The organism is Paenibacillus sp. H1-7 (assembly GCF_022354825.1).
GTDB lineage: Bacteria > Bacillota > Bacilli > Paenibacillales > NBRC-103111 > Paenibacillus_S.
Map to the genome: position 1 here is coordinate 6,287,737 of NZ_CP031168.1, position 14,742 is coordinate 6,302,478.

General features: G+C 50.4%; 11 protein-coding genes. All 11 read right to left on the bottom strand.

From position 1 onward, the window contains the following. Positions 1-13 precede the first annotated feature (13 nt). The 11 genes from DVH26_RS27840 to DVH26_RS27890 all read right to left on the bottom strand — a co-directional run bounded on the left by DVH26_RS27840 (position 14) and on the right by DVH26_RS27890 (position 14,727). Positions 14-853, bottom strand: coding sequence for a dTDP-4-dehydrorhamnose reductase family protein (locus tag DVH26_RS27840; RefSeq protein ID WP_239627821.1), 840 nt, complete (start codon positions 851-853; stop codon positions 14-16). Between the two features lie 254 nt (positions 854-1,107). Next, on the bottom strand, positions 1,108-1,389 hold the full coding sequence (locus DVH26_RS27845) for a hypothetical protein (protein ID WP_239627824.1): 282 nt from the start codon (positions 1,387-1,389) through the stop codon (positions 1,108-1,110). Positions 1,390-1,720: 331 nt separating this feature from the next. Then, on the bottom strand, positions 1,721-2,332 hold the full coding sequence (locus tag DVH26_RS27850) for an FkbM family methyltransferase (RefSeq protein ID WP_239627826.1): 612 nt from the start codon (positions 2,330-2,332) through the stop codon (positions 1,721-1,723). Positions 2,333-2,455: 123 nt separating this feature from the next. Further along, entirely contained in the window at positions 2,456-5,905 is a 3,450-nt protein-coding gene (locus DVH26_RS27855; protein ID WP_239627829.1) for a response regulator, read from the bottom strand. A gap of 59 nt (positions 5,906-5,964) precedes the next feature. Further along, complete coding sequence (locus tag DVH26_RS27860) at positions 5,965-6,684, bottom strand: response regulator transcription factor (protein WP_239627831.1); 720 nt, start codon at positions 6,682-6,684, stop codon at positions 5,965-5,967. A 324-nt stretch (positions 6,685-7,008) separates the two neighbouring features. Next, a complete protein-coding gene (locus tag DVH26_RS27865) occupies positions 7,009-7,983 on the bottom strand; it encodes an ROK family protein (RefSeq protein WP_239627833.1) in 975 nt (324 codons plus the stop codon). Between the two features lie 25 nt (positions 7,984-8,008). Then, positions 8,009-8,803 carry a DeoR/GlpR family DNA-binding transcription regulator gene (locus tag DVH26_RS27870; RefSeq protein ID WP_239627835.1) on the bottom strand — a complete coding sequence of 265 codons (795 nt, stop codon included), beginning with the start codon at positions 8,801-8,803 and terminating at the stop codon, positions 8,009-8,011. Positions 8,804-9,073: 270 nt separating this feature from the next. After that, positions 9,074-10,393, bottom strand: coding sequence for a hypothetical protein (locus DVH26_RS27875; protein WP_239627837.1), 1,320 nt, complete (start codon positions 10,391-10,393; stop codon positions 9,074-9,076). Between the two features lie 311 nt (positions 10,394-10,704). Continuing rightward, positions 10,705-11,175: a MarR family winged helix-turn-helix transcriptional regulator gene (locus DVH26_RS27880; protein ID WP_239627839.1), complete on the bottom strand. Its 471-nt coding sequence runs from the start codon at positions 11,173-11,175 to the stop codon at positions 10,705-10,707. Positions 11,176-11,248: 73 nt separating this feature from the next. After that, a complete protein-coding gene (locus DVH26_RS27885; protein WP_239627841.1) occupies positions 11,249-13,006 on the bottom strand; it encodes a hypothetical protein in 1,758 nt (585 codons plus the stop codon). Positions 13,007-13,074: 68 nt separating this feature from the next. Then, on the bottom strand, positions 13,075-14,727 hold the full coding sequence (locus DVH26_RS27890) for a DHA2 family efflux MFS transporter permease subunit (RefSeq protein ID WP_239635506.1): 1,653 nt from the start codon (positions 14,725-14,727) through the stop codon (positions 13,075-13,077). Between the last annotated feature and the right edge of the window lie 15 nt (positions 14,728-14,742).

Below are 14,742 nucleotides of genomic sequence, written 5' to 3' on the forward strand. Positions count from 1 at the left end.
GGCCTATCCTCCTTTACCACGCAATCCGCATAAACTCGAGCAGTTCCGACAGCATAGAGGCATAGGACGGAACCTCGTAATCGATATCCTGCCGGGTGCACTTCAGCGTTCGATCCAGCTCAATGCCGTCATAAGGATGGATTCGGATCTCGTTTCGGTGGAATAATTGCTGCAGCATGAGAAGCAAATCATACTTGCTAATGATCTCAGGCGAGGTGAGATGGACGATTCCGCTTAAATGCTTGCCCTGCTCCAGTGTAAAATGAATGAATTTGGCAAGTTCCAGCGACGTCACACCATTCCACATGACATTAACGAAGCCTCTGATATCGCCCTTCTGCCGTAAAAACCAGTCCAGCAGCCCGATTCCTGCAGCATCGGGTTCAGGACCAATCAAAGAGGTGCGGATCGTTATATGCCGCGATTGGTTTATCTCTCCAAGCGCTTTGGTTTTGGCGTAGACCGATGTTCCTTCCGGGATGTGACGTTCCTCGTAAAGGCCCCGTTGACCTGAAAACACACCGTCGGTGCTCATATGAATCAATCGAATATTATGTCGATTGGCCAGCCTCACCAGCTGGTGAGGCAGCAGTCCGTTGATCCGATAAGCCTCCACTTCACGCTGACGCGCCATGTCGTTAACAATACTTGTACCGTTCACAATAACGTCGGGAGCCACGATGTCGATCAGCTTTTCGACCATCACATCATCATTGGCATCAAGGTACAAGCCTTTGGGCAGCAGGCTTTTTTGACGCGTCGTACAAAAAACTTCATAGGGGGTTCGTTCAAGCAGGTAAGGAATAAGGAGATGACCGACTATTTCATCGCCGCCTATGACTAGTACTCTCAAAGCAAAGAGCTACTTTCATTAGGGGATGGCCCTCCGCAAGGACTAATAGGTTCGGACATAGTTTTGCCTCTCTCTTAAGGAATCCCGCGACTTAGATGCTCGTCGGGTAAGTACTACAATATATTAGATGGGCAAGTACATCGGAACGTCACTTGTACCTGTGTATACGTACAAATGTAAGAGAAAAGACGTCTTTCGACGTCTTAGGGGGAGAAAACCTGGGGGAGCTGCTCGCCCGGTTCATATCCATTTTGTTATTGAGCTTGCCCTTCCTGCAATCCTTTGGCATAGCCCGCCCGAAAGCCTTCATCATAGCTTGCGTCAAAAGCTTTATTGTAGGCAAGCCTGTGAGTTTTTCCCGGACGTGTTTTTGTAGTGCTTTTTTTAGTCTTTTTCGCCTTGCTGCTGCGAGCCTTCGTTTGCTCGCTTTTCACCGTTTTGGCTGCCTTTACCTTCTTTTTGCTTTTTGCCGTCTTTTTAGTTCGGACTGCTTTTTTTTTATTTTTATCCACTGCTTTATGGATCCATACTTTCATTGATTCAGCACCGCCCTGCGATATTGTTTGTCCTTATCCCCTTTGCAATAACCTCTTGTGTAACATATGCGCAAGACGGGATACAGGTCAGAAGTTTACGAAAAATAGGCTTGGCATCGCTTGCCGGGACATACGATCCAGTCTATTTATATATGAGGCAAATGTCGTTTTTGCTATAGACTACCTTTTATCAATGCGATCACACGTTCCTATTTATACAAAAAAAAGACCAATTCATTCCACAGGGAACGAATGGTCATTTATTCAGCAAGTCGGATCAAGGAACTGCTATATGAACAAACAATATGGCTTCATCTCGGTCGGCAGCCTACTACCCGTTTTTTACAAAAATATCATCTACGACAATACGCTCGACAAGCGAGTAATTTCGAGACAATAAGTATTCTCTCAAGACGGAATCATGATAGTTATTCTCAACTACGAAGCAACGCACGTCCACTTTATCCAAATCGATAGACTGTATCACCTTCAACTCGGAGCCTTCGGTATCGATACTGCAAAAATCAATATGCTTGATTTGATTGTTATCAAGGATGGACTGCAGCTTGAACGTGTTAACACGGATGATTTCCTTCTCGCCCTTATAGCTGTCTATTAAATTCAGGTGGCGTATGTCATAGCTATCAACCAGGCCGCTCAGCATTTCTACGCCTTTCGCTACGAGAAAATCCTGCTCTCTCTCCTCCCCTGCTATGGCCCCTTCAATACATACGCACTTGCGGTTACGAATGAGCTGGTTATATATATGAGGCATTGGTTCTACACAAATTCCGTTCCATCCCATTTGCTTTTCAAAAAAATAGCTATTGCTGAAAGTCACCCCATCATATGCTCCGATATCTACAAAATATCCTCCGCACTTCCCCTCGAATACGAGCTCGTTCAAATATTTATCTTGGCCGAATTGGCTGTAATAGCTCAACGTTTCATCCCTCCATGATCAATTAAAGCTCCGCTGATAAACAAGGTCGACAAAGCACTTTATCGTATCTTATGCTCAGAAAGACCGCGATGCATGGAGAGTTGTCTATAGCAGAAACAATAACTATTCCAACTGACGAATCGAAGCAAGCAGCTGCTTCAAGGTATGCTCCAGCTCATCCAGAGCCAGATCCAGGGCCGGCAGGTCCGCCCCTTCCGTATCTTTAATCATGGATTCCACCTGCCCTGCCGCCACATACAGCTCGGCCGCCGATAAGTTGCCGGCTGCACCTTTAAGCGTATGTGCGAGCCGGTGCGCCTCGATAGGATTGTCCTTCTCAAGTGCCTGCCGCAGCTGTATGGAGAAATCATGATAGTCCCGCTCGAATGTTTTGACCATTTGCAGCAATATAGGCGTTCTTCCATTAAGCCGTGCCAGCGCTTTGCGCACATCGATCCCCTCTAGCTGCAGGATCGGCTCATCGCCATCCGGCTTGTCTGCACTGGCGGCGTGCCCGCTGCCCGATACGCCAAGCCACTTGCGGATCGTGGCGAACATCGGCTCCGCCTCGAGCGGCTTCGTGATAATATCGTCCATCCCGATACTCAAATACATTTCATGATCGTCGCGGATAACATTCGCCGTCATCGCGATGATAGGAAGCCCGTCGTAACGGGAGTCGCTGCGAATCCGCTTCGTCGCTTCGATTCCGTCCATTTCCGGCATGTGGATGTCCATCAGCACCAAATCCCACTCTCCGTCCTCCAGCTTCCGGAGCGCCTCCCTTCCGTCCTGGGCCACCTCGACATAATATCCGCGATAGCGAAGCATTTCGAATGCAACCTGCTGGTTGATCGCATTATCCTCCGCCAGCAAAATCCGCTTCTCCACCGGAATCGGCATCCCTGTCCTTATGCTCACCTCTGACGCAGTCGCTCCCTGCTCCGCCATGAAGCGCCGCTCCAATACCGCTTCAATCGCACGGAACAGCTCCGGCCGGCTGAATGGCTTAACGATCATGCCGTCGGGCCGGTAATCGATCGGCATTCCCATCATCTCATCCCGCCCGAAGGCGGTTGTCATGACGAGGGTCATCATTCCGGCTTCCGCAGCCGCTTTCTGAAAGGTAACCCAGGTTTCCGAGCCGTACATATCCGGCATCTCCATATCCAGCAAGGCCAGTACGCAGCCACTGCCGGTACGCTGTGTCTGCTCGATTTTGGCATAGGCCTCCTTCCACGAAGCGACAGGAACCCCTTCCAAACCGTAGGAGCTCAATAAAGAGCACAGATGATCTCTCATCACCTCGCTGTCCTCTACGACCCATACCTGCATTCCAGCGTAGGCATCCCTCACCTTGTACTCCCTTATCCCGGACTGCCGCGAGCGAGCGAACGAAACGGTAAACCAGAACGCAGTTCCTGCTCCCGGCTCGCTCTCTACCTCGAGATGGCCGCCCATCATATCGATCAAATAGCTCGAGATGACAAGTCCCAGTCCGCTTCCGCCGTATTTCCGGCTCGTCGAGCCATCCGCTTGCGTGAACGGCACGAACAGCTTATCCATTTGCTCCTTCGCTATGCCAATGCCTGTATCCTGCACCTTAAACTGCAGCTTGACCGATTCCAAGTTTCCCTCGATCAGCCGAATGCCGACGATAACCTGCCCTCGGCGGGTAAATTTGATGGCATTGTTGCACAAATTCAGAAGCACCTGCTCCAACCGCAGCGGATCGCCCAAGAGCCCATCCGGAATATTGTCCGGGATGTCCATGATCAGCTCGAACTGTTCTTTGCCTCCGAGAAAGACGCTCACGGTTTCGCTCAGCCGTTGGATGATGTCTTCGGGATGAAAGACGACCCGCTCCAGCTCGAACTTGCCGGCCTCCATTTTGGAAAAATCCAAGATATCGTTAATAATCCGCAGCAGCGTCTGGGAGGAGGATAAAATGTTACGCAAGTAATCGCTCTGCACGTCATTCAGCTTAGTACGCTGCATCAGCTGCGACAAGCCGATAATGCCGTTAAGCGGCGTTCGTATTTCGTGGCTCATTCTCGCCAGGAATACCCCTTTGGCCCGGTTCGCCTCCTCCGCCTCCTGCTTAGCCAGCACAAGCTCCTGCTGTACCCGCTTCTGCTCGGTAATGTCCCTGGCGATAGCCACTACCCCGATAAACTGCCCGTTACGGTCCCGCAATCCGTTGGAGTTGTGGGATACGGCTACGCGAGTCCCGTCTTTACGTATGAAATCCCAATCGCGATCGTAGGAAAATTCGATGTTCCTTAGTTCTTTGAACACCGTCACGTCGGGCGGCACCCGCCTTCCCAGCTGTCTGGTCAGCTGCTCCGCCAGCTCCCGAAGCTGATCGGGATCGTGGAACAGTAGAGGCGTCGCCTTGTACAAGACTTCCTCCGCCCGGTAGCCCAACAGCTTTTCCGCCGCTTTGCTGAAGTAATTGACCGTATAGTTCGAGTCTAGTGAGATGATAGCAAAATCGTTCTGGTTAATGATCGCCTCCATCCGCTCGAACATTTCCTTCAGCTGCGCCATCATGCCGTTGACCGATTGGGCCAATGTGCTGATCTCATCGTCATTTTGGATCGGAATCGGACTCAAGTCGAAATGCCCTTCCGCCACGATCGACGTCACCGATGTAATTTCCCTGATCCGTTTAATCTCCCGGTTGAACAGAATCGTAATCAGCAGCAGCATTACGGCTTCCGTCACAAGAATCGTTACGATCGTCTTCCATTGCAGCAACTGCAGCGGCTGCTCGAACTCCTGCAGCGAAACCTGATGCACCATAATCCAAGGCGTTCCTTTGACGGCCGCGTAAAAAACAAGCTGTTTGGAGTCCCCATGGGTCGTTTCTCCATACCCATTCCTTTGATTGATGATTTGATCGACGATTTCTTGGATCGACGTGTCCCTGATATTAGCTCGCCCGATCATCGACTTATCCGGATGGTAGATGATCGTTCCGTCAGTCGTGAACAGCAAGGTCGTATCCCCGCTGCCCACCTTGAAGTCGGTATGCTGGCTGAACGCCGTCTCGACCAGAATCGATACGTTCACAAGACCCGCCACGTCCTTTTCTCCATACACAGGAACCTGTAGTGTGAACAAGATGTTATTGGAATTCTTTCCTTGAAACGCATCGGAGACGACGCTTCGGCCCTTCAAAACGCCGTAAAATCCCGGCTCATCACTAATATTAATCGTGCCCCCGGAAGTAAACGTAAGATTGCCGTCCGTATCGGAAAAGCCGATATAGTTAAACTTGCCGACAGACCGCTCCGCTTCCTTGCTCAAATAAGCGAGCCGCTCTTCCATCGTTCCGAAGCGCACCTGCTCCGTCCGGCTCATGACCTCCACTTCCGCAAGCCGGTTCTCAATCCACGCCGACAGATTATAGGCCCGGGTCATCACCTTGGCATTCGCGTTGTCCTGCAGCGAAGCGACAATTTGATCTTTGGCGGCACGGTAATTGATGAATCCGACAAATAACAGCGAGATACTAGTAATTAATGATACAAGAATCATCATTTTCGACCGAATGGATAAGCTGTTCATCCAGAGACTCCCCTTATACTCCATAAGTATCCAAAACAAAAACTCCTAAGGCTTGAACCTTAAGAGTTGCCGATATATTTGTACCCGATTCCCCAGACGGTTTTGATCAGCTTGGGCTCCTTCGGGTCCAATTCGATTTTCTTGCGCAGATTGGCGATATGGACATCAATGGACCGGTCATTGACGAAGGAATCGATTCCCCGCAATGCATTGATAAGCTCGTCGCGGCTGAATACCTTCTCCTTATTGGCAACGAATAGCTTCATAATCTCGAATTCGGAGTACGTCGTATCCACGTAGGCATGGTTCACATAGATCGCCCGCCGCTCATAATCCAACGCTATCGGCTCGTCGTCATCGGACATGCCTGATGCATGAACGTTATGTACCGCCTGTTCCATTCTTTGCGGCTGCATGTGAGCGCGCCGGATCAATGCCGCTACTCTCGCCGTAAGCTCTCTCATACTGAAGGGCTTACACAGGTAATCGTCTGCGCCTGCGACCAGAGCATCGACCCGGTCCAGCACTTCCGTCTTCATGGAGACGGCCAATATCGGCACGCAGGATGTTTTGCGGATTTCCAGGCACAGCTCGATACCGCTAATGTCAGGCAGCATGATATCCAATATGACGAGGTCGGGATCGAACTCCTGCAGCAACTCCAGTCCTTCCTTGCCGCCGGCGGCTCGCTTCACGGAGTACCCTTCTTCCGATAAATACATGGTCGACATTTCCCCTACCATGTTATCGTCCTCAACTACCAATACTTTATAGTACATCCATGAATCACCTATTCCGCTTGATTGTTAAAAAAGAGTTAGAAAAGATAGGAGTTTTTTAACATATTTTTTGTATTTATGACATTCTTTTTAAGTAATCTATAATAATGATCTAAAAGTACTAGTTTTTCTAATACTTTAAATATACTATATTAAGGAAAACTTCGTCTATCATTCGAACTAAAAAAATATAAAATTGTTATCGCTTACAGTGTGGTGGCGATACGATTGCAGATCGGATTTGATATCGAGGCTATACATGCCCTTCGATACGTCCCTGCACAAAAAAACCGCAGCTTAAGCTGCGGCTCCAAAAGTATGAAATTAGTCCTTTCCTTGCTGGCTGCGTGTGCCTGCAGCCATCGCGCTTCCAATAATGCCCGCGTCGTCGATCCATTGCGCCTGCGAGATGGTCAATCGGTCCCAATACCCGGAATAGACCGACTGCTTCAATTGCTCCCGCATCGGAGCAAACAACCGTTCTCCGGCCATTGCGCCGCCGCCCCCGATAACAATTATATCCGGGCTGTACAGCGTCACGGCGCAGGCCAAGCCTTTGCCCAGCAGCCTGCCGGTATGATGCATCACTTCGATAGCCAGCGCATCGCCGGCATCGTAGGCTTTGGAGACGTCCGCTGCCGTAATGCGGTCGACCGGACCGCCGTTCAGCCATTCCGTAAGAATGCTGCTGCGTCCTGCTGCGATCTGCTCCCGCACCTGTCTGGCGATACCTGTCGCCGAGGCAACCGTCTCCAGGCAGCCCTTTAAGCCGCAGCCGCACGTATACGGGATTTCGTCCAGAGGAATATGCCCGAGCTCCCCTGCCATATAACCACCGCCGTAGTAAAGCCTGCCTTCGTTCACCACCGCTGCGGCGAGACCTGTACCGATCGTGATGCCCAGCACGTGCTCATAGCCTTGAGCCGCTCCGCAAACCGCTTCGCCATAGACGTACATCCTGACGTCGTTATCGATGAAGGTCGGAATGCCGGTCCGTTTGCGGATCTCTTCAGCCGTAGGGACGTTTGTCCATTGAAGATTGCTAGCAAACAGCGTTATTCCATTGGCCGGATCGATAAAGCCCGGGGTGCCGACTCCGATCGCCGCCACTTGATCGCGGCCCAATTGAGCGGATTGAAGGAGCTCCCCCACCATCCGGTCGATCTTATCGAATACGTGCGCGCTTCCAAGATGCGCTTCCGTCGATTGCTTAATTTTATTCAACAGCTTCCCGCTGGCATCGACCAATCCGCATACGATATTGGTTCCGCCGATATCCATACCGATTAAATAACTCATATTCAATCCAATCCTTCCCGGCTCCTTAGTAATGTTGATCCGCAACGAATAACTCCACATTGGCTAGGGCCAGCGCGTCAGCCAGCTCCTTACCCGGGGCTTCGTTCGTCACGCATCCGTATAACGACGTGAGAGGCGCGATGCTGAACAAGGAAGCTCTCCCGATTTTGGAATGGTCGACGACCGCATACGTCCGGATCGAACGTTTGATCAGCATGCGCCCGATCTGCGCCTCCAGCTCGGAATACGTCGTAACCCCCTGCTCCAAGGCAAAACCGTCCGCTCCCATAAACATCTTCCCGATATTCAGGCTCTCGACAATCGACTCTGCCAAAGGGCCGCACAGCTCAAAGCTGTTCTTGCGCATGACGCCTCCGGTAAGCACGACCTGGACTCCGTCACTGTCGGCAAGCTCCATGGCGATATTGACCGCATTGGTGACGACGGTGATGTTCTTCCTGCCCTTAATCTCCTTGGCAATGAGATACGTGGTCGTACCGCCTGTCAGCCCTATGACATCGCCTTCCTCGATCAGCGAAGCGGCCTTCGCTGCAATCGCTTCCTTCTCTACCCAGAGAAGCTGTCTTTTCTCATGAAAGGAAGCTTCCCGGATGCCGGGAATCCCTTCGAACTGAGCGCCGCCGATCGTTCGGATGACAGCCTCGGTTTTCACCAAAACATCGAGATCCCGGCGCGCCGTCGCCTCAGAGCAATGAAATTTGTCCATAATATCCTGGATTGTTATTTTCCCTTGCGTCTTGAGCACATTCAAAATTTTGCTGCGCCGTTCTTCCCCTTTGGACAATTCCTGGTCGCCCATGTCTGCTTCACTCCAACTACCGTTTGTAATAGCCAATAAGCCGAACTTGATGGTTATGTCGATAATTATATGAGTTTATAATGACAATTTCAATCATTTATTTGATTCCTTCTTGCAAAAAGCGCATAATATTACCCCAAAATGTGGATCTTTGGCATCGAGAACAACAATCCGTATGGTTAGCAGGGAGACCCAATTAGAACTTAATATGTATATTAAAAAACGCGGAGATCTTATTAAAAGACCTCCGCGTCCTATGATGGTTATGGATTAGTTCGCAGTACCGTATCCTTCGTAAACCCACGTTCTGATTTGCTCAGCAGCATCTGCTTTTGCTTTTGCTTGAGCATCGGCATCGTTTGTCAAACTGTTAATGTATGGATCGATGACAGCAGTCAATGCAGACACCAGATAATCTCCGGACAACCCGGTTGCGCCTGCCAGGCTTGCACCTGAATTAACCAGATCCTGTACGTCGGCCAATTCTTGGTCAGCGATGGTTGCCGCATCCGAAACGACCAGTTTCAAACGATCTTGCACTTGCGCGCTGATATCAGCAGCTTCTGCCGGCTTGCTTGCGCTGTAGCCCCCAGTCGATAGTGCAGCTTCGATTTGCTTTGCAGCGTCCGCTTTAGCCTGTTCTACAGCTGCGGAATCCGAAGATCCGGCGGAATCGATTGCTTGGTTCATCAGCAAGATCAGGTCTGCTGCCAGCTCGCTTTGGGACATGCCGACGGCTTGAGGAATCGTTGCTCCGTCTTTTACTTGCAGCAATACTTCACTATAATCTTTATCTGCAATATTGGAGGCATCGCTGATCAAGGAAGCCAAGTGCAGCTTGATTACACCAGCGAAGCTCGATGTGGAAGCCTGCTCGCTTACCGGACCTCCGCCAATCGTAATAGCTTCGGAGATTTTCTCAGCCGCTTCTTGCTTAGCTTGTTGAACTTTCTCAGGGTCTACCGTTAATTGGCCTACCGCATTGTCGATGCTTTGGCTCATCAGGCTGTTCAGAGCGTCAAACAGTACCATCTGAGGCATTCCCGATGCTCTTACCAGGCTCGCACCGGCTTGAAGCTGCGATTCGATATTCTCGAAATCTTCATCGGACACGGCTGCTACGTCGGAGACGATCGATTTAAGACGTTGTTGAATAACGGCGTTGAAATCTACAGTCGCTACATCCTCAACAGGATGATATCCGTTTTGAAGCGCTTCGCTGATCTGCTGTGCGCCTTCGTTCTTCAGCTTCTGGATTTCTTCTGCAGAAGCGCCGCTTTGCGTATAGTCGATGTAGGCGTTAAAGTTGTTAACCAGCTTCTCTGTCAGCTCGGAGGAGCTCAGGCCGGTTGCTTCCTCCAAATTTTGTCCTACGGACAGCTCGTATCTCACATGCTCTTCGTCTTTGGCGGATACACCGGCAGCGTAAGGAATCAGGTTGTTCAAGTATTTCGCTACGACAGGCGATACCGGTGCTGCTTCTGCTGCGAATGCGTTCGTTCCAGGAGCACAGGCAAAGCCTCCAAGAAGCAGTGCAGCTGCCACGCTTCCGCTAATGGCTTTTTTGGATAACAGTTTGGTTTTTTTCATTTTTGTCTCTCTCCATTCCTTTTGTCTCTATATATTTCGTATAAGAAATATTTCTATACGAAATATATCATAGTTAAACTTGTCTGTGAATCCATTTTGTGATACATTTCGTGAACTATTTATGAACTTCGTTAAAAATTCCTTAACAATTGTTATGTAAAAAATCACTACCTTCATAAATAGCGGATTCACAATGGCTTTACAAAACAAAGTATACCATAATGTTTACTAAATAAAAAGTAGTGACTTATATAAATTATACACCTTATTTTTCCTTTGAGGAAAAACCCATTAACAACAGTCAACAGCCACTAACGGTTCTCGCTAGTATCCTTACCGGATGAAGCGGCTTTCACATTGCTCCGGATCCGATGTAATACTTGGTTGAATTGACTTAACTCCTCAATGGATATTCCCTGCAGCCAACGGCTGACGATCGCCGTTTCTTTGGCCAGCAGCTGCTCCAGCATGGCTCTGCCCTCATCCGTAATGACAAGACAAACGACACGCCGGTCACCCTTGGTCCGTTCTCTTTGCAAATATCCGAATTCGATCAGCTTATCGCTCAGCAAAGTCACCGCGCTTGCCGATAAAGACAAATATTCCGCCAATTGGGATACCTTCACCGCTCCCTGAGCCTCCACCATTTCGAGAGCGCTAACTTGCGAACCGGAGAAGCGATGGTCCACATACTTGCAGTAAGATATTAATTTTCTCATAACGAGCCTTGCCGTTTCTTGCACTTGTGCGAGCTTTGCTGCGTCATCCTGTTCTTGGACCATTCGTATGACACCTCATGTCTATAATGGGACAGTTCCCGCATTCCTGAGCCGGATATGCGGGAACTGTTATCATTTATTTGAACACAGCTACAAGACGTTTGGCTTCGCCGAATTCCGTTTGAATCGATTCGTACACCTGGATGGTGCAGGAAGGATCTTGATAATCGGCGCGAACCTTGTTGAAGTCCACTATAACTTCTCCAGAAACAAGCTGGTTGATTCCGCCGGTTTCGGTGAACGACAAGTTTTGCTCGGCAAGGGTGCGGCCGGCTGAATCCACAAGAGCGACCTTCATCTTGGAGAAATCCTGATCGACAACGACGTCGTCGGTCTGCTTCACATCCAGGAACATTTTGAGCTTATAGCCGTACGTTAAGGTCGGATTGGCTGCGCTCAATAGGTTGGTGTAAGCCTGGATGCTCCAGTTTTCCACTTTCACCTGGAATGGATAGAACGACAGGACATCCCCTGCCTCAGCCAGCGGCTGCATCGCTACATTCAATGCGGCGACTGCCGACCGGTAAGGAGCGGCGGTTTGCATATCGGACAGCTTGAGTACCAGGTTCTCTCCGCTTTCGGTATTAGGAACGACGAAAGAATACGTTACAATATGGCTCAGCTTCGGCATCAGCTGTTTAGGCGGGTTCACCTGACGGCTGCCCGTATAAACAACGCCTTGCGGCGAATCGAGCTCCGTGCCGAAAGCAGGCAGCGGAAGCGGAGAATCGCTGCGGTTCGTCAGCTTGAACTTGGCAACGGCCGTTTTGTAGCCGATTCCTTGATTCTCATGCATGCTCAGCTCTACCAGCGATACGTCCACATCGGCAGGAATCGCTTTGTTGATGGAATCAAACACAATCTTGTCATTGTAGTTATACGTTACCGGCTGCAGATTAGAGGACAACCGGCCTTCAGGCAGAACGATTTGAACGCGTCCTACGTTGTAATTGACAGCTACAGCCTGCCCTTTGGCGTCCGTTTGCACGAAGCTCTCCGGCGTCAACACGTTGATGCTCTTCAAGACGGTATCCTGATTTGTTTCTACTGCATAATGCACATATTTTTTCTCGCCCGGTTCAACCGTTACTTTAGCTTGCTCCACTTGCTTGCCTTGGAAGGAAGAGATGCCGTCCTTGCCTTCGAGAATGAGATCCGGCACCGTTATCGTGCTTGTTCCCGTATTCTCCACGAGCATTTTTACGACATAAACCGTCTTTTGTGCATTGGTTTGCTTATCCATATCGACAGGAGTATAAGTCAAAGGAAGATTGCTGGACGAGATGGCGAACGGCTCACCCCAGTTTTTGATAGCCGCCGGATCGGTAATGACCGCGTCGCTGCCTGCCCAGCCAAGTCCTGAAGCCGGAACCGTCAGCACGGCGGTTTCCGTCTTCGGATATACGTTCCAGTCGACATCGACCCATTGAAGCTCGGACAAGGTAACTGCCTCTTTATTCGTCAGCTTCACCATGTAGCTCAGCTCGGTATCCGACATAGGCAGCGCGGAGCGTGCGTTTGAGGAGCTGCCGACCAGCGTGTACACGGCTCCGTCCGCAGTTTTGGCGCGAAGCTCATAATCGGGAATCCGCTTCGGGTCTGCGCTGTTGTTTCTTAGATTGACCACAAGGCCGATGCGAACACCGTCCGACGTTTTTTCATTCAGTACGCTTTTGACCTGTACTTGAAGCACATCGGTCAACTGCTGATAGGCGGGAGCGTTCGCTGCGGCAACAGGTGCCGGTTGATCCGCCCAGACCGAGGCCAAAGGCAATGATGCGCTGGACATTACTAAGGTGAAGGCCAATGCTGTTTTTCCCCATACGTTGTTCATCGTTTGTTTCCTCCAGAATGGTTTGCAGTATCGTGATAAGTGTTGTTATAAATGCTGCTGTAAGTGACTTAAGCTTTGACGGGTTCCGTTACATTGATGCCCGTTCCTGCAGCTGCCGGAGCCGGGGCCGGGGAAGCTTGCGCTTCCTTCGATTCTTGCGGAGGTGCCGCTGCAGGAGCGTCCGCCGCTTTCTTCTTGTCTCTTAATAAGAAAATTAACGGGATACAAATAAATGCCGGTATAGCCGAAACATAGAACGTATCCGCAATGGAGCGGACCATCGCTTCCTTTTGCATCAGACCGGCCAAATAGGATGCCCCTGTGGCTGCCGCCGTAGCCGAATCGATGCCGCCCTGGATCAGGGAAGCCGATATGCCGGAAATAAACTGATTGGCTGTATCCGAATAGCTCGGTACGTTCTCGGTAATGCGATAGAAGTGAGAGTATTGCCGCGAGCTCATGATCGTGGTCAATATGGCGATCCCCATCGAGCTCATAACTTGCCGGAATACGTTGGACAACGGCGAAGCGTCTTTAATTTGTTCCTTCGGTATATCAGCCATACCGACAGTAGAAATCGGCATCATACATAGCCCGATCCCGAATCCCCTGATCGTCAGTACTACGTTGATCCAAAGATGCGAAGTGTCCGCTGTTAATGAATGCAATTCATACGTGGTCACCCCAAGAATAAGCAAGCCGATAATACCAAGCGGCATAATCCCCATTTTCGTCAGCAGCTTCCCGCTGATCGGCATCATCAATGCCATCGCTACCGATTGCGGCAGCAGCAAAATCCCCGAATCGAGCGCGGTCATTGACTGGACGTTTTGCAGGTAAATCGGCATGAGGAAGGTTCCCCCCATCATCGCCATCATGACCAGGCCCGCCGTCAAAGTACTTGCCGAGAACTTAATATTTTTGAACACCCGCAGGTTGAGCAGCGGCTCCTTTACCGTGAACTCCGCCCAGATCAAGAGCGCCAGGCTGACTGCGGAAAGATAGAACAGACTAACGATATACAAGGAAGTCCATCCTTCGGTTTGCCCTTTACTAAGAGCAAGGAGCAGAGAACCGAAGAAGACGACGGAGCATATCGCACCCAAAATATCGAACTTGAGCGTCGTATTTTTGGGACTTTCTTTCAATAGAACATAACATGCGATAGCAGCGACAACTCCGACCGGCACATTCAGAAAGAACAGCGTCCTCCAGCTGTAATACTGGATCAAGTAACCGCCTAGCGTCGGCCCCAGCGCCGGAGCAACCATCGCCGCAACGCCCCAGATCCCCATGGCTAAGCCGATCTGATTGCGCGGGACGATTGTATACATGACCGTCATGCCCACCGGCATGATAAAGCCGCCCGTTAAGCCTTGAAAAATCCGGAACGCAATCAGGCTCGAATCGTTCCAGGCGATCCCGCAAAGCAGCGATCCGATAGTAAATCCGATAACGGATAGCAGCAGGACCGACTTGGTGCCGAACCGTGAAGCGAGAAATCCGCTGGCGGGAATAACGACGGCGGAAGCCAGCATAAAGCCGGTAACGACCCATTGGATTGTAGATGTCGGAACTCCGAATACCGAAGATAATTTCGGCAGGGCAACGTTCACCAGACTGCTGCTAAGCACCGAAACGAAAGTAGCCAGGATGATCGCAATGAGAGGAAGCCAGAAGCTGGTTTCGCCCTTATCGGCCGGTGGAGCTTGTGTGTTCATAGCTGTTTCAGCCAC